At 67.4% G+C, this 16,882-nt stretch carries 16 protein-coding genes; all 16 read left to right on the plus strand.

What is annotated here, in order from left to right; genetic code table 11:
- Positions 1–1,027 (plus strand): LuxR family transcriptional regulator (locus RJ1_RS42110; RefSeq protein WP_143169596.1); only part of this gene is annotated, 1,027 nt, incomplete at its 5' end.
- Positions 1,028–1,306: 279 nt separating this feature from the next.
- Positions 1,307–2,509 (plus strand): CaiB/BaiF CoA transferase family protein, encoded by a 1,203-nt coding sequence (locus RJ1_RS42115; RefSeq protein ID WP_073370048.1) that lies wholly within the window; start codon positions 1,307–1,309, stop codon positions 2,507–2,509.
- Positions 2,510–2,537: 28 nt separating this feature from the next.
- Entirely contained in the window at positions 2,538–3,425 is an 888-nt protein-coding gene (locus RJ1_RS42120; RefSeq protein WP_073370051.1) for an LLM class F420-dependent oxidoreductase, read from the plus strand.
- 28 nt (positions 3,426–3,453) lie between these two features.
- Positions 3,454–4,908, plus strand: coding sequence for an aldehyde dehydrogenase family protein (locus RJ1_RS42125; protein ID WP_073370054.1), 1,455 nt, complete (start codon positions 3,454–3,456; stop codon positions 4,906–4,908).
- Positions 4,890–6,500 (plus strand): AMP-binding protein, encoded by a 1,611-nt coding sequence (locus RJ1_RS42130; protein ID WP_073370057.1) that lies wholly within the window; start codon positions 4,890–4,892, stop codon positions 6,498–6,500. The genes RJ1_RS42125 and RJ1_RS42130 overlap by 19 nt, the downstream gene beginning before the upstream one ends.
- Before the next feature lie 77 nt (positions 6,501–6,577).
- The gene (locus tag RJ1_RS42135; protein WP_073370060.1) at positions 6,578–7,048 is read left to right on the plus strand and encodes a VOC family protein; all 471 of its coding nucleotides are present in this window, start codon (positions 6,578–6,580) and stop codon (positions 7,046–7,048) included.
- Between the two features lie 29 nt (positions 7,049–7,077).
- A complete protein-coding gene (locus tag RJ1_RS42140) occupies positions 7,078–7,902 on the plus strand; it encodes an IclR family transcriptional regulator (protein WP_073370063.1) in 825 nt (274 codons plus the stop codon).
- 131 nt (positions 7,903–8,033) lie between these two features.
- Positions 8,034–8,714 (plus strand): NADPH-dependent F420 reductase, encoded by a 681-nt coding sequence (gene npdG / locus RJ1_RS42145; protein WP_073370066.1) that lies wholly within the window; start codon positions 8,034–8,036, stop codon positions 8,712–8,714.
- Positions 8,695–9,012 (plus strand): NIPSNAP family protein, encoded by a 318-nt coding sequence (locus tag RJ1_RS42150; RefSeq protein WP_073370069.1) that lies wholly within the window; start codon positions 8,695–8,697, stop codon positions 9,010–9,012. The genes npdG and RJ1_RS42150 overlap by 20 nt, the downstream gene beginning before the upstream one ends.
- A gap of 102 nt (positions 9,013–9,114) precedes the next feature.
- Positions 9,115–10,164: an LLM class flavin-dependent oxidoreductase gene (locus RJ1_RS42155; RefSeq protein WP_073370071.1), complete on the plus strand. Its 1,050-nt coding sequence runs from the start codon at positions 9,115–9,117 to the stop codon at positions 10,162–10,164.
- The gene (locus RJ1_RS42160; protein WP_073370074.1) at positions 10,161–10,859 is read left to right on the plus strand and encodes an enoyl-CoA hydratase/isomerase family protein; all 699 of its coding nucleotides are present in this window, start codon (positions 10,161–10,163) and stop codon (positions 10,857–10,859) included. Before RJ1_RS42155 ends, RJ1_RS42160 begins: the two co-directional genes overlap by 4 nt.
- Complete coding sequence (locus RJ1_RS42165; RefSeq protein WP_073370077.1) at positions 10,856–12,019, plus strand: acyl-CoA dehydrogenase family protein; 1,164 nt, start codon at positions 10,856–10,858, stop codon at positions 12,017–12,019. Before RJ1_RS42160 ends, RJ1_RS42165 begins: the two co-directional genes overlap by 4 nt.
- Positions 12,016–14,574, plus strand: coding sequence for a bifunctional FO biosynthesis protein CofGH (locus RJ1_RS42170; RefSeq protein ID WP_174695087.1), 2,559 nt, complete (start codon positions 12,016–12,018; stop codon positions 14,572–14,574). Before RJ1_RS42165 ends, RJ1_RS42170 begins: the two co-directional genes overlap by 4 nt.
- Entirely contained in the window at positions 14,571–15,299 is a 729-nt protein-coding gene (gene cofC / locus RJ1_RS42175) for a 2-phospho-L-lactate guanylyltransferase (protein ID WP_073370080.1), read from the plus strand. The genes RJ1_RS42170 and cofC overlap by 4 nt, the downstream gene beginning before the upstream one ends.
- A 39-nt stretch (positions 15,300–15,338) precedes the next feature.
- Entirely contained in the window at positions 15,339–16,595 is a 1,257-nt protein-coding gene (locus tag RJ1_RS42180; RefSeq protein ID WP_073370083.1) for an MFS transporter, read from the plus strand.
- A gap of 70 nt (positions 16,596–16,665) precedes the next feature.
- Positions 16,666–16,882: 2-phospho-L-lactate transferase CofD family protein (locus RJ1_RS42185; protein WP_174695088.1), on the plus strand; the 217-nt coding region annotated here is incomplete at its 3' end.

Genomic DNA, 16,882 nt, shown 5'->3' on the forward strand with positions numbered 1-16,882 from the left:
ACGGCGCTGGTTCGAGCAGCTGCTCGCCCGCCAGAGTGGACCACCCACCGTCGAGTGGGTGAAGGCTCTCCAGCGCGCCGGCATGATGGCCAACGTGCAGGGTGATCTCGGTGCCGGAGCCGCGCTCGTAGCGGAGGCGCAGACCCTCACCGTACGCGCGAACGATCCGATGATGCGCGCTCTCGTCGCCTACGCCGACGGCATGCTTGCCCTGTACAGCGGTGATCTGCCGCGTGCGTCTTCGCGCCTCGAAACCGCTCTCGCGGAGTTCGGCGAGCGTGGTGACCGAACGCTCGAAGTGGCCGTCCTGTACCCGCTGGGTTTGGCGTACGGACTGTCCGGCTCGACTGACCGGTCGATCGAACGTCTCGAGCGCGTTCTCGCGATCACCGAGCAGCACGGCGAGAGAATGTATCGGTCGCACTCGTTGTGGGCCCTGGGTATTGCCGTGTGGCGGCAGGGGGACAGCGATCGGGCGGTCCGAGTGCTCGAGCAGTCGCTGGAGCTGACCCGGCAAGTGCACGGCCCACGTGTTGCCGCCTCATGTCTCGAGGCGCTGGCCTGGATTGGCTGCGGACTCCATGACGAACCGAGGGCCGCGGTTCTGCTGGGAGCCGCCGAAGAGCTGGCGCGGTCGGTGGGAAGCACCGTGGTGATCTACTCCGATCTGCTTGTCTACCATGAGGAATGCGAACAGCAGTCTCGACGAAGTCTCGGGGACAAAGGATTCGCTGCGGCATACCTCCGGGGGCAGGGGCTGGGCTTCGATGCGGCGATCGCGTACGCCCTCCACGAGCAACAGTCCGGCACCTCCACGATCGACGCCGACGCGGGAATGCGGCTGACCAAGAGGGAACGCCAAGTCGCCGACCTGATCGCCGAAGGCCTGACGAATCAGGGCATCGCCGATCGACTGGTGATCTCACCCCGCACCGCGCAAGGGCACGTGGAGCACATCCTGGCCAAACTGGGTTTCACCTCCCGGACGCAGGTTGCGGCGTGGGTCGTCGAACGGACCGGCGACTGAATGGAACACCTCCGCTCGCGTTGAGCGCAACAGTCGGTGATGCGCGCGACCCCGGGTTCGGCCATCCTCGACGGGGCGAAAACTCCTCTCACTGAACGTATGTGGCTCAACGCTCCGTGGTGCTGTGAGGTTTCGCGAGAGCGGGCCGGCAGTGCCGATTGCCGGCCATGCCCTGACATCCCGAGAGCAGCTCCCCTCTTGACAGCGAGCGGGGCTGCTCGTAGCGTTCATGGAGTTCCAAATAATGATTGCAGTTCAGAATAGTGAACGGAGCTTGTGATGGGGTTCACCCAAAAGACCGAGGCGCTGTCGGGCATCCGGGTGGTCGACGCCGCGACGATGGTGGCCGGGCCGTTGGGTGCGTCGCTGCTCGCCGATTTCGGTGCCGATGTCATCAAGGTCGAGCCGATCGGTGGCGACGAGTCGCGGACATTCGGGCCGGGCCGAGACGGCATGAGTGGCGTCTATTCCGGCGTGAACCGAAACAAGCGCGCCCTCGCGCTCGACCTTCGTACGGCGGCAGGTCGTGAGTTGTTCCACGACCTCTGCTCGACAGCGGACGTGCTCATCGAGAACATGCTGCCGGCGGTCCGTGAGCGATTCGGGCTGACTGCCGCCGAGCTTCGCGAACGGCACCCGCACCTGATCTGCCTGAATGTCAGCGGGTACGGCGAGAGCGGCCCACTCGCGGGTCGTCCCGCGATGGACCCGGTCGCCCAGGCGCTCACCGGTCTCATGGAGGCGACCGGTGAGCGCTCCGGGAGGCCGCTCAAGGCCGGGCCGCCGGTCGCCGACAGCGCGGCGGGCTACCTGGTCGCGATCGCCGCTCTCGTCGCGCTCTTCGCGAAACAGCGCACGGGAGAGGGGCAGAGCGGTTCGATATCCCTGGTGGGGGCGCTGTTTCACTTGCAGACACCGTGGCTGGGGCAGTACCTCCTCGCGGACTACATCCAGGGCAAGGTGGGCAACGGCAGCAATTTCTACGCGCCGTACAACGCCTACGCGACCCGCGACGGGGGCGCGGTACACGTCGTCGCCTTCAACGACCGCCACTTCGTCAAGCTCGCCCGGGCGATGGGTGCCGAGGCTCTGGTCGACGATCCGCGCTTCGCGGACGCCGGGTCCCGGTTGGAGAACCGTGAGGCTCTCGATGCCGCCGTCGCACCCTGGTTCGCCACCCGCGACCGTGACGATGTGGTCGAACTGCTCTCGGCGCACGACATCATCTGTGCCCCGATTCTCGCGTACGACGAAGCCGTCAGGCACCCCCAGATCCAGGCGCTCGACCTCGTCGTCGACGTCACCCACGACGAACTCGGACCGCTGCGGGTCCCAGGCCTCCCAGTCAAGCTCTCGGGCACCCCGGGACACGTACATCGCCCACCGACGTCGTTGGGCGAGCACACCACCGAGATTCTCAGCGATCTCGGCTACAAGGACGACCGGATCGCGGCCCTCCGGGCCGAACGGGTCGTCCGATGACCACAGAACATGGCGAAAGGAACCACCAATGAAGGTTGGAATCAGGATCCCGGGTGCGGGACCGTGGGCAGGGCCCGAGGCGATCACGGAGGTGTCGCGGTTCGCTGAGAAGATCGGCTTCGACTCCCTCTGGATGACCGATCACGTGGCCTTGCCGACTCGAGTCGAGACGGCGTACCCGTACACCGAGGACGGCAAGTTCCTGTGGGACCCGGCCACGCCGTACCTCGACTGCCTCACGTCGTTGACGTGGGCGGCGGCAGCGACCGAGCGGATGGAGCTCGGCACGTCCTGCCTGATCCTGCCGTGGCGTCCGCTCGTCCAGACCGCCAAGACGCTGGTGAGCATCGACGTGATGTCGCGCGGTCGGCTGTCCGTCGCCATCGGCGTGGGCTGGATGAAGGAGCAGTTCGAGCTGCTGGGAGCGCCGTTCAAGGACCGCGGGAAGCGGACCACGGAGATGGTGAACGCGATGCGGCACATGTGGAAGGAAGACGAGGTCGACTTCGACGGAGAGTTCTACCAACTCCACGACTTCAAGATGTACCCGAAGCCGGTTCGTGGCACGATCCCTGTCTGGTTCGCCGGGTACAGTGCCGCCTCCCTGCGCCGCATCGCCGCTATCGGCGACGGCTGGCACCCATTGGCGATCGGGCCGGAGGAGTATGCCGGCTACCTGGCCACCCTGCGGCAGTACGCCGAGGAAGCAGGCCGCGACATGAACGAGATCACCCTCACCGCACGGCCTCTGCGGAAGGCGCCATACAACGCCGAGACGATCGAAGCGTACGGCGAGCTCGGCGTCACCCACTTCATCTGTGACACGTCGTTCGAGCACGACACGCTCGAAGCAACCATGGACGAGCTCGCGGAACTCGCAGACGCCGTCCTCCCCACCGCACACAACCTGGCCTGACGGCCGGGCGGAAGAAAGGACGAGAATCGTGCGGGCACTCACCTCATCAGTTCCCCTCGTCATCGGCGACCAACTGACTCCATCGTCGACGGGGGCGACCTTCGACTCGATCAACCCGGCCGACGGGTCATACCTGGCCAGTGTCGCCGAGGCCACGGCCGCGGACGTCGCGCGTGCCGTCGAGGCCGCGAAGGCCGCAGCCAGGACGTGGCAGCGCATGCGTCCGGCCCAACGGACCCGCCTGATGTTCCGCTACGCCGCGCTGATCGAGGAACACAAGACCGAGCTCGCCCAGCTGCAGAGTCGCGACATGGGAAAGCCCATCCGTGAGTCGCTGGGCGTCGACCTGCCGATCATGATCGAGACGCTGGAGTACTTCGCGGGCCTCGTGACCAAGATCGAGGGCCGCACGACACCGGCTCCGGGTCGCTTCCTCAACTACACCCTGCGTGAGCCGATCGGCGTGGTGGGCGCCATCACTCCGTGGAATTTCCCTGCAGTGCAGGCGGTCTGGAAGATTGCTCCGGCTCTTGCGATGGGCAACGCCATCGTGTTGAAGCCGGCGCAGCTCGCACCGCTCGTGCCCGTGGCACTCGGCGAGCTCGCCCTCGCGGCGGGGCTGCCGCCCGGGCTGGTCAACGTCTTGCCGGGTCGCGGCTCGGTGGCGGGTAACGCCTTGGTACAACATCCACTGGTCGGCAAGGTGACGTTCACCGGCTCGACCGAGGTCGGCCAGCAGATCGGCCGGATGGCGGCCGACCGCCTCATCACGGCTTCGCTGGAGCTGGGCGGAAAGTCAGCGCTCGTGGCGTTCGGCGACTCGTCCCCGAAGGCGGTAGCGGCCAATGTCTTCCAGGCGATGTACAGCAACCAGGGGGAGACCTGCACAGCGGCGAGCCGGCTGCTCGTCGAGCGGCCCATCTACGACGAGGTGGTCGAACTCGTCCAGGCGCGTGTCGAGGCTGCCCGGGTGGGCGATCCCCTCGACCCCGAAACGGAGATCGGCCCGTTGATCAGTGCCGAGCAACGGGAGTCCGTCCACTCGTATGTCGTCTCCGGCACCGAAGAAGGCGCCACGCTGATCAGCGGTGGCGACCAGTCGCCGAGCGGAGCGGCGGAGCAGGGCTTCTACTACCGTCCGACGCTCTTCTCCGGGGTCACCGCAGACATGCGCATCGCTCGGGAGGAGATCTTCGGCCCCGTGCTGTCGGTGCTGCCGTTCGAGGGCGAGGAGGAGGCGATCACCCTCGCCAACGACACCATCTACGGGCTGGCCGCGGGCGTCTTCACCCGCGACGTGGGCCGCGCACTGAGGTTCGCGCAGACGCTCGACGCCGGCACCGTGTGGATCAACAGCTGGGGCGTGCTCAACCCCGCGTCGCCGTATCGAGGCTTCGGGCAAAGCGGCTACGGCAGCGACCTCGGCCAGGCGGCCATCGAGAGTTTCACCAAGGAGAAGAGCATATGGGCACGCCTGGACTGACCTCCGGGGCAACCCGGTCGCGGACCATCAGGAGGCTGATCGACGCCCGCCACACCCCGGATTGGGAGCCTGCGGCGGACTACACGATCACCGAGGACGCCCTCTTCTCACGCGACCCCGCCGCCGTGGCTGTGCTGCGCGAAGGGACCCACGCGCCCGAGGAGGTGACGTTCGGTCAGGTGCAGCACGCCGCCCTGCGCATCGCCGGTGTTCTCCGCGCCCGGGAGGTCGAGCGCGGTGACCGCGTGGTGCTGTACCTCGACCCCTCGGTGGAGGCCGCCGAGGTTGTCTTCGGCGTGCTGGTCGCCGGTGCCGTGCTCGTGCCCATCCCGCGACTGCTCACCGGTGCCTCGGTGGCGCACCGGCTCGTGGACTCGGGCGCGACTGTGCTGGTCACGGACGGTCCGGGCCTCGACCGGCTCGAGTCGACGGGGTGCTCCCTGCGCGACGTCGACGTGCTCACGGTGGACGGTGCCCGTGGCCCGCGGCTCGGGGACCTGACCCGCCGGGTCGACCCGCTGGCCCCCGTGCCCGGGCGGTCGTCGGATCCTGCTCTGCTGATGTACACGTCGGGCACCAGCGGTCCGCCCAAGGGCATCGTCCACGGACACCGTGTCCTGCTCGGACACGCGGGAGTCGACTACGCCTTCGAGCTGTTCAGGCCCGGGGACGTGTATTTCGGCACCGCGGACTGGGGGTGGATCGGCGGTCTGATGCTCGGGCTGCTGGTCCCGTGGTCCCTCGGCGTTCCCGTCGTGGCTCACCGGCCGCGACGCTTCGACCCCGGCGCCACCCTGGACATGCTGAGCCGCTACGGAGTGACGACAGCCTTTCTGCCGGCGTCGGTACTGCGGATGTTCGCCGAACACGGGGAATCGGCACACCGGCGCCTCCGGGCGGTCGTGACGGGCGGCGAGCCCGCCGGCGCCGTTGAGCTCGACTGGGCTCGGCGGCATCTCAGCGACGCCGTCAACAAGGCATACGGCCAGACCGAGGCCAACGCCCTCATCGGCGACTCCGCGGTTCTCGGATCCGTCGACGACGCGACCATGGGCGCTCCCTACCCCGGGCACCGCATCGCGCTCCTGGACGACGAGGGCAGCCGCGTCGCGCCCGGCGAGGTCGGTGAGATCGCGCTGGAACTTCCGGATCCGGTTGCGCTCCTAGGCTATTGGGAAGCGTCGTCAGCTGGTGTGGTGCCTCCCGGCGGCGGCTGGCACCGGACAGGCGACCTGGCACGGCTCGCACATGGACGTCGGCTGGAATACCTCGGCCGTGCGGACGACGTGATCAAGAGCCGCGGCTACCGCATCGGTCCGGCAGAGATCGAGGAGGCACTGAAGCGTCACCCACGGGTCCTGGACGCGGCGGCGGTGGGGCTGCCCGACCGGGAGATGGGGCAACAGGTCAAGGCGTTCGTGCATCTCGCTGCCGGAGGGCTCACCGAGGAGATGTCGACAGAGCTCCGTGAACTCGTCGCGGCCACAGTGGGTCCACACGCACGGCCTCGCGAGATCGAGGCGGTCGCCGTGTTGCCGCGCACGGAGACCGGAAAGCTTCGGCGCCGCGAGCTGGTGCCGCCCCCGGTGTGAGTGCTCGGCGAATGCCGCGCACTCGCGGAGCGCCATCCATCTACTCCGACAATACGAACAAGAAGAAAGACGAAGCAATGCGAAAATTCTGGCACGTCGGCATCAATGTGACCGACATGGACAAATCGATCGACTTCTATCGGCGGATCGGCTTCGAGGTAGTGCAGGACCGGGAGGTGGATGACAGCAACCTCGCGCGGGCGTTCATGGTCGAGGGTGCCAGCAAGCTCCGCTTCGCGCATCTGCGTTTGAACGACTCCCCGGACGAGGCGATGCTCGACCTCATCGAGTGGAGGGACGCACGCTCCGAGGGGCGGGCGCAGAGCGACCTCGTACACCCGGGCCTGTGCCGGTTCTCGATCCTCACGGACGACATCGACGCCGAGTATGCGCGGCTGGCCGATGACGATGTCGAATTCCTGCACTCGCCGCAGACCATCATGGGTCCTGACGGAGTCAAGGGCTGGCGACTGCTCTTCGCCCGCGATCCCGACGGCACGCTGTTCCACTTCGCCGAACTGGTGGGGCAGGCCGCTACGGTCAGCTGAGAGTAACCACACGACGAAGGTAGGAACCCTTGACCAAGGCAGAAGTCCCGGGAAACGGCGTCAGTGACGAGCGGGGCGAGCAGTCCGGCGAGCAACTGGTGCCCGCCGTCTCCCGCGCCACCCGCGTGCTCGAGACGCTGGTCCAGCAGTCTGCCGGCGCGACGCTCACCGAGTTGGCCAAGCGGTGCGCCCTGGCGAAGAGCACGGCGTCGGTCCTGCTCCGGACCATGGTGGTCGAGGGTCTCGTCGTGTACGACCAGGAGACGCGTCGGTACAACCTCGGTCCGCTGCTCGTGGAGTTCGGGGTCGCTGCGATCGCGCGAACCTCAGCGGTCGCTGCATCACGGACGTACATGGAGTGGTTGTCCGAGCGGACCGAGCTGGCATGCCTCGCCATTCAGCCGATGCCGGACGGGCACTTCACAGCCATCGCGAAGATCGAGAGCCGCAAGGCCGTCAAGGTCACCATCGAGGTGGGCTCTCGCTTCGACCGAGATACCCCGTTGATCAGCCGACTCGCGGCGGCATGGCCGAGCAAGGATCGCCCGGAGCTCGTCGTGTACCCCGCCGACGAGCTCGAGGAGCTCCGGGCGCAGGGCTACGGCGCGGTTTACGGCGAATATCGACCCGAACTCAACGTCGTGGGGGTCCCGGTGTTCGACCGAGACGGCGAGCCGTGCCTCTTCATTGCCCTGCTGGGTATCGGTGACGACCTCACGGTCGAGGGCGTGGCCGGGATCGCCGACTACCTCGTCACCGCTTCGCGAGAGATCAGCTCGCACATCGGCGGCCGCATTCCCGAGGACTACCCGACTCCCGTCGGGGCGCCCGACCTCGACGCCGGGCGCGGCTGACCGACCCGCATTTCTATTCATACGGCGGCCCCACCGGGGCACGCCGCTCCGAGCCGACCCTCGACGGTCGGCTGTCCACCTCCGGTGCCACGCGCCCGAGGTGCCCCGTACAACGTTTGTAGGAGACACAGATGAAAAGCAGCAAGATCGCCGTTGTCGGCGGCACCGGACCCCAGGGAAAGGGGCTGGCCTACCGGTTCGCGGCGGCCGGCTGGCCCGTCGTCATCGGATCGCGTTCGGTCGAACGCGCGGAGGAGGCGGCCGTCGAGGTGCGCCGACGGGCCGGTGACGGCGCCGTGGTCAGCGCCGCCGACAATGCGTCGGCAGCCGCCGACTGTCCCATTATCCTGCTGGTCGTCCCGTACGACGGCCACCGCGAGCTGGTCTCGGAACTGGCACCCACCTTCGCGGGCAAGCTCGTCGTCAGCTGTGTGAACCCGCTCGGCTTCGACAAGTCCGGGGCCTATGGTTTGGACGTCGAGGAAGGCAGCGCTGCCGAGCAACTGCGCGACCTCGTGCCCGATGCCACCGTGGTGGCTGCGTTCCATCACCTGTCGGCAGTGAACCTGTGGGAGCACGACGGCCCCCTTCCCGAGGATGTTCTGGTGTGCGGCGACGATCGGTCGGCCAAGGACGAGGTGGCTCGCCTCGCGGTCGCGATCACCGGCCGCCCGGGAATCGACGGAGGGGCGCTGCGGGTGGCGCGACAGCTCGAACCGTTGACCGCCGTTCTCATCAACGTCAACCGGCGCTACAAGACGCGCTCCGGTCTCGCCGTGAACGGGGTTGTTCATGATCCACGAGCTGCGTGAATACGTTGCGATACCGGACCGCGCCGAGGACCTGCACCGCAGGTTCGCCGACGACACCCTGACTCTGTTCGCGGAACTCGGGCTGCAGGTCGACGGCTTCTGGCACGAGACCGGCAACCGTGCCCGGATCGTCTACCTGGTCGCCTTCCCCGACGCTGAGGCCGCGACTGCCTTTTGGGCCCGGTTCCAGGCCGATCCGCGGTGGCTCACGCTGAAGGCGCGGACGGAGAGCGACGGGCCGCTCATCTCGGAGATCCGGAGCACGTTTCTGGTCACGCCGGCGTACGTCCGGCCCTGAACGGCGCCCAACGAGGTTGGGCCGACTCTTGACCGTGGCCGTGTTCTGCCCTTAACCTGTTCCATATAGTGATTCGAGTTCACAATCATGAAGAGAAGTTCCATGATCAAAGGAATCCAGCTCCACGGATGGGCTGACGGGCCGCAGATGGTAGAAGTGGCCGAGATCGCCGCTCGGAGTTTCGAAACCGTCTGGCTCAGTGACCAGCTCCAGTCCCGAGGCGTTGCCGTTCTCCTCGGCGCCATCGCTGCCCGCACCGGTGTCGGGGTGGGTACGGCCGTGACCTTCCCCTTCGGGCGCAACCCCCTCGAGATGGCGTCCAGCATGGCCACCCTTGCGGAATTCATGCCCGAAGGGCGCAGGGTCAGCATGGGAATAGGCACCGGGGGTGGGCTGGTGAGCGCACTCATGTCGCTGGAGAATCCGATCGATCGCGTGGCCGAGTTCATCGCGATGTGCAGACTTCTCTGGCAGGGCGAGGCGATCCGAATGGGTGACTACCCACAGATCTGCGCAGCCCTCGGATTGCGTGAGGACGCACGGGCGTCGTTCTCCTGGACGAGCAAGCCCGACGTGCGCGTCGTGGTCGCCGGCGCCGGGCCTCGGGTGCTGGAGATGGCCGGCGAGCTTGCAGACGGTGTCATCTGCGCCAGCAACTTCCCCGCCCACAGCCTCGCAGCCTTCCGCAGCGGCCAGTTCGACGCGGTGAGCAACCTCGACTCGCTCGACCGGGGACGCAAGCGCAGTCGGCGGGGGGAGTTCACCCGAATCTACGGCGTCAACCTGTCCGTCTCCGCGGACCGGGACAGCGCCTGCGCGGCGGCGCGGCGGCAGGCCACACTCATTGTGAGCCAGCAGCCTCCGGAGAACCTGCACCGGGTGGGGTTCGAGCCCTCCGACTATGCCGCCACCCGAGCAGCGCTCAAAGCTGGTGACGGCGTAGACGCCGCTGCCGATCTTCTTCCGCAGGAAGTCGCGGACCAGCTCGTCGTCTCGGGCACGCCCGGCGACTGCATCGAGGCGCTGGCCGAGCTGCTCGCGTACGCGGAGGATGCCGGATTCACCGAGGCCTACATCGGCGCCCCGGTCGGCCCCGACCCCCGCGAGGCCGTCGAGCTCCTCACTTCCCAGGTCCTGCCGGAGCTCCGATGAGCGCGAATAGGGAAGTGGCCCTGGACTTGTGCCCGGCCGAGCACCACGACGGTCTGGTCGTCCTGACACTCAACCGTCCCGAGGCTCGCAACGCCCTCGACGTACCCCTGCTCGAGGCGTTCGTCGCCCGGCTTGCCGAGGGAAAACGCGCGGCCGCCGATGTCCTTCTCGTGCGGGCGGAGGGACCCGCGTTCTGCGCAGGAGCTGACGTGCGTTCGGACGACGGCACCGCGACCGGCCGCCCGGGCCTCCGGCGCCGGCTGATCGAGGAGAGTCTCGACCTGATGGGCGACTACCCGGCCGCAGTGGTCGCGGTCCAGGGTGCCGCGGTCGGCGCCGGCTGGGCGATAGCTGCGGCAGCGGACATCACCCTGGCCTCACCTGCCGCTTCGTTCCGATTCCCTGAACTCCCACTCGGATTCCCACCCCCCGACAGCACGGTGCGCAGGCTCGAAGCCGCCGTCGGTCCGGCGCGGGCGCTGCGGCTCCTGGCCCTGAACGAGCGCTTCGGCGCCGACGATCTCGCCAGGCTCGGGCTGGTGGACGTCATTCCCGAGGCGTCGCTCGACGTGACGGCGCGCGAGATGGCCGCCCGATTCGCGGTTCTTCCGCCCGAGTTGTTGCGCGACCTCAAAGCAGGCCTCTCCGCCTGGCAGCGGCCCCCTCTACCGACCACTCACGAAAGGCAGTCATGAGCACCAGCATCCACATCCAGACCGACGAGCAGGCGCACCTTCGCACCACCGCCCGGGCATTCCTTGCCCGACATGCTCCCGCACTCGACGTGCGAATCTGGGACGAGGAGGGGACGTACCCCGAGCAGCTGTACCGCGAGATCGCCCGTCTCGGGTGGTACGACGTGGTCGCCGGCGACGAGGCAGTCGAAGGGACCGCCGGCCTGCTGACCACGCTCTGCGAGGAGATCGGCCGGGCAAGCTCCGATCTCGTGGCCCTGTTCAACCTGAACCTCAGCGGGCTGCGTGACATCCACCGCTGGGGCACGCCCGAACAGCAGGAAAGGTACGGTGCTCCGGTGCTCGCCGGCGAGGCGCGTCTGTCGATTGCTGTCAGTGAACCCGACGTGGGCTCGGACGCAGCCAGCGTTGCCACGCGCGCCGACCGGCTCGGGGACGGGTGGGTCCTCAACGGCCAGAAGACTTATTGCGAAGGCGCCGGGCTGCCCGGTGCGGTGATGGAGCTCGTCGCCAGAGTGGGCGGGGGTGGCCGCAAACGCGACCAGCTCGGCATATTTCTCGTGCCGGTCGACCATCCGGGTGTCGAGGTCCGCCGTATGCCGGCGCTCGGGCGGAACATCAGCGGCATCTACGAGGTCTTCCTGCGAGACGTCACACTCCCTGCAACGGCGGTTCTGGGTGAGCCTGGTGAAGGGTGGCAGATCCTCAAGGAACGCCTGGTGCTCGAACGCATCATGATCAGCTCCGGATTCCTCGGCAGTGTGGCGGCCGTGCTCGACCTGACGGTCCACTACGCCAACGAGCGCGAGCAGTTCGGCAAGACGCTGTCGAGTTACCAGGGCGTGACCTTGCCCCTTGCTGAGATGTTCGTCAGGCTCGACGCGGCCCGGTGCGCCGTGCGCCGTTCAGCCGACCTCTTCGACGCGGGTCTGCCCTGCGAGGTGGAGAGCACCATGGCGAAGTTCCTCTCCGGGCAGCTCTACGCGGAGGCCTCTGCGCTGGCGATGCAGATCCAGGGCGCCTACGGCTATGTGCGTGACCATGCCCTGCCGATGCACCACTCCGACGGGATCATCGCCCGCGTCGTGGCAGGGCCTCCGTCCGTCCAGCTCGACTTCATTGCCCGGTCGATGGGTTTGGGGACAGGAACGAACAGATGACGGGCCTGAGACGCGCGCTCGCACGGGCGAGCGCCGGCAAGACCATCGACGCCGGCGAAGCCGAGGCCCTCCTCGGCGCCCGCGGTGCCGACCTCGACCGACTGTGTGAGATCGCGGCGGCCATCCGGTCGGCCGGTCTGTTCGATGCCGGCCGCCCCGGAGTCGTGACGTACAGCCGGAAGGTGTTCATTCCGCTCACCCGTCTGTGCCGCGACCGCTGCCACTACTGCACATTCGCGACGACACCGGGTCGGGTCGACGACCCGTTCCTCTCGCCCGACCAGGTCCTCGAGATCGCCCGCGCGGGTGCCCGGCTGGGCTGCAAGGAGGCACTGTTCACGCTGGGAGACCGGCCGGAGGACCGGTGGGACGCCGCCCGCGACTGGCTGGAATCGCGGGGGTACGCCGACACCCTGTCCTACGTACGAGCCATGGCGGTGCTGGTCCTCGAGGAAACCGGCCTGGTGCCGCATCTGAACCCGGGGGTCATGTCCTGGGCTGAACTCCAGCGCCTCAAGCCGGTTGCCGGCTCCATGGGACTGATGCTCGAGACCACCGCGCGCTCGCTGTGGGCGGAACCCGGGGGATGCCACTACGGCTCTCCCGACAAGGATCCCGCCGTTCGCCTGGCCTGCATCGAGGACGCGTCCCGCACCAACATCCCCTTCACGACCGGAATTCTCGTCGGGATCGGGGAGTCGTACGCAGACCGTGTGGAGTCCATCCTCCAGATCCGCCGGATCGCACGGCAGTACGGCTCCGTCCAAGAAGTGATCGTCCAGAACTTCCGTGCCAAGCCCGACACCGCGATGCGGTCGGCCGACGACGCAGACCGTGACGAATACCTGGCCACGATCGCAGTGGCCCGCATCCTGCTCGGACCCTCGATGCGTCTCCAGGCCCCGCCCAACCTGTCGGAGCCCGACGAGCTGCGCCGGCTGTTGGCCGCGGGTGTCGACGACTGGGGTGGGGTATCTCCTCTCACTCCTGACCACGTGAATCCCGAGCGGCCCTGGCCGGAGATCGACCGACTGCGTGACCTCAGTGCCGCCGCCGGGTTCGAGCTCCGCGAGCGCCTCGCCGTCCAACCGCAGTACGTCCTCGCGGGAGATCCGTGGATCGATGCCCGTGTGCGACCGCACCTGCTCGCGCTCACCGACCCGGAGACCGGGTTGGCCGCCGACGTGCTCCCGGAGGGCCGACCGTGGCAGGATGCTGCGCCCGGCGAGTCCAGTGGCAGAACCGATCTGCATCTCGAGATCGACGCCGAAGGACGTCGTACCGACACCCGTAGTGACTTCGAGAATGCCTTCGGTGACTGGACGGTGCTCGGGGAGGAGATGACCGCACGGGCGGGGACCGGCGTCCCGCCGCGCCTGGGCGGTGAGGTGCTCGCCGCCTTGCGCGCAGCCGAGCGGAATCCCGCCGGCCTCAGCGACGACGAAGCGCTGGCGCTCATCCACTGCGACGGCGTGGATCTGGATGCCCTGTGCGCTGTGGCGGATCAAGTCCGGCAGTCGACGGTGGGCGACACGGTGACCTATGTCGTCAACCGGAATCTGAACTTCAGCAACGTCTGCTACACCGGCTGTCGTTTCTGTGCTTTCGCGCAGCGAGCAAGCGATGCCGATGCGTACCGGCTCTCCCTCTCCGAGGTGGGGGAGCGGGTCGCCCAGGCCTGGGACGTCGGCGCTACCGAGATTTGCATGCAGGGCGGGATCGACCCCGGCCTCCCCAGCACCATCCATCTGGACCTGGCCGCCGAGACGAAGCGCCGCAGCCCGCAGATCCACCTGCATGCGTTCTCGCCCATGGAAATCGTGAGCGGGGCCTCGCGCATGGGTATTTCGGTTGCCGAGTGGTTGACCGAGGCGCGCAGAGCCGGGCTCGATTCCGTGCCAGGCACCGCCGCCGAGATCCTGGACGACGAGGTTCGGTGGGTGCTGACCAAGGGTAAACTCCCGGCGGCCGAGTGGATTCGGGTCGTCAAGACCGCTCACGAACTGGGGATCCGCACCACCTCGACAATGATGTACGGCCACGTGGACGAGCCCCGACACTGGGTCGGCCATCTCCGCGTCCTCCTCGAAATCCAACGGGAAACCGGCGGCTTCACGGAGTTCGTTCCGCTGCCGTTCGTGCACCAGAGCTCGCCCATCTACCTCGCCGGCCTGGCGAGGCCCGGTCCGACCCGACGCGACAACCGCGCAGTCCACGCGTTGGCGCGGCTGATGCTGCACGGCCAGATCGACAACATCCAGTGCTCGTGGGTCAAGCTCGGTCCCGATGAATGTGTCGAACTGCTGCGAGGCGGGGTCAACGACCTCGGAGGGACCCTGATGGAGGAGACCATCAGCCGGATGGCCGGTTCGACCAACGGGTCGATGAAGACCATTGCCGACATCACCCAGATGGCCGCAGCGGCAGGGCGACCCGTCCGGCAGCGCACCACCACGTATGAAGACGTGGATGCCGAACGCGCCGCTGCAGCCGGACGATTCGACGAGCGGGCGAGATCCGTGCTGCCGCTCGCCGTAGGGATGGTCGGAACATGAGCGCGGGGTCGGTGGCGAGGAATGGCGAAACCCGGGGGCGGCGCCGCGGGCCCTGGGTGGCGGTCATTCCCCAGCGGGACATCACGTCGGCGAAGTCGCGGCTCCTGCTCCGGCCGGAGGCACGGCAAGCAGTCGTGCGTGCGCTATTCCACGACACCGTTTCGGCGGTTCGGGCAGCATCCCGGATACACGCGGTCGTTGTTGTCGTCGACCGGATTCAGGACGCCGCCCACGTGCAGTCGCCGGGCGTCGTGCCACTGGTCCTACTCGAAACGCGCGGCATGAACGACGCGTTGCGAGAGGGTGCACACCGGGCCCGCGAGTTGTGGCCGCACTGCCGGCTGGCGGGGCTACCGGCCGACCTTCCCAGCCTTCGCAGCGAGGACCTGGACGTTGCGCTGAAAGTGGCTGGGCGGCACGAACGCACGTTCGTAGCGGACCGGCAACGCAAGGGGACGAGCCTCCTGACGGCCGCCGAAGGCGTAGACCTGAATCCGAACTACGGTGGGCACTCACGTCGGGCGCACCTGGGCTCGGGAGCAATAGAAACACTGGACCCGAACATCGAGTCCCTGCGGCGAGACGTGGACGATCTCGACGACCTACTGGACGCCGCCATGGGGCGGCCGGGCGCGGCCCTCACCGGTGTCCTGCGCAGTCTGGGGTACCCGATCGACCTGAGGCCGGCGCGGCAGCGATTCGCCACTTCCGCAGTGGCGCAGTAGTACTCCTGCGCCACAGTTCCCTACTCATTGAGGAAACACATGAACAATCGACTCAGTTTTCCTTCCTACATAGGTGTTGCAGCGATTGCATTTCTCGCGATAGCAGCCGACGGTTACGACCTCGCCATCTTCGGTGCCGCGACGCCGAATCTGCTCCACTACGCTGACTGGGGTCTTACTACCGCTCGAGTCGGAGTGATCGCCAGTGCGGCGATCATGGGGATGGGTGTCGGATCCATTGCAGCCGGCGTACTTGCCGATCGGTACGGTGTTCGGCGTGTGTTCCTGCTCTGCGTCACCTGGTTCTCCGTCGGGATGATGCTGTGTGCAGCGGCACCGACCGCCGAACTGCTCGGTGTCGCCCGGTTCGTCGCAGGGTTCGGGCTCGGTGGTGTGGTGCCGACAGCGATCGCGTTGACCATGAGCGTCGCACCCGCACATCGAAAGAACTTACTCAACGGCATGATCCTTGCCGGCCTACCCCTCGGTGGCGTCATCGCGGCTCTCACTGCCCTGGTCTTCCTCGACGTGCTGGGCTGGCGCGGAGTCTTCTTCATCGGCGGCGCTTTTCCTCTCCTGACCGTGGTTCCGATTCTCGCGGTGAAGCTCAGGCGGTGGGTACCTTCGCCGACAAGTGTGCATTCGGATGGTGTGGCCACCCGACGGACCTTGCGCGCCGTGCTCACGCGTCTCGAGCGCAGCGGATGGCGGGCCCTGGCCGTGTTCACCGCTATGACCTTTTGCGGCCAGATCCAGTGGTACGGACTCCTCACCTGGCTGCCGCAGATCATGAAGTCCAGCGGTTACTCCCTCGGATCCGCACTGGTCTTCCTGGTCATCTTCAGTGTCGGAGCCGCAACCGGGGCGTCCGGTGGCTCTTGGATTGCCGACAGAATCGGCGAACGTCGAGCAGCCCTGTCCGCGTTCGCGGTCGGCGCGGTCGCCGTCATCGCGCTGGCGGTACACCTGCCGTCGCCTGCCCTCTACGTATTCCTGTTCCTGGCGGGGGCAGGAACGGGAGGAACGCAACCGATCGTCTTCGGATTCGTTGCGACCTACTTCCCCGTCGATATCCGTGCCAGCATTCTCGGATTCGTTGCGGGAGTGGGCCGGATCGGAGGTGTCTGCGGGCCGATCCTGGGCGGCTTGCTCGCCGGCCGGCCGCCGATCATCATCTTCTCGGTCCTCTCGGGAATAGGGATTTTCGCCGCACTGCTGTGCTGCATCGCGTTGGCGGCGAACAAAGCCGAGAGGGACCACGCCACCGCGACGGCGAGCACTCCGGCTGAGGTATGAGCCCATGCCGACGGCCGCTCGGATGGTGATTCTTGTGCAGGTGTATCGCTGGTAAGCGGAGGTCTGGATCGTGAACGTGACTGTTTTGGTGGGCGGGGTCGGCGGGGCCCGATTCTTGCAAGGCGTGCGCAGGCTTCTCGGGGCCGATACGCCCGGTGGTGTGGGCGCCGATTCCGGCCATGGCATCACCGCGGTGGTCAATGTCGGTGACGACGTGTGGATGCACGGGCTGCGGATCTGCCCGGACCTGGACACCTGCATGTACACCCTCGGCGGTGGTATCGACA

This window comes from Rhodococcus jostii NBRC 16295 (assembly GCF_001894825.1).
In the GTDB taxonomy this organism is placed as follows: Bacteria; Actinomycetota; Actinomycetes; order Mycobacteriales; family Mycobacteriaceae; genus Rhodococcus_F; species Rhodococcus_F jostii.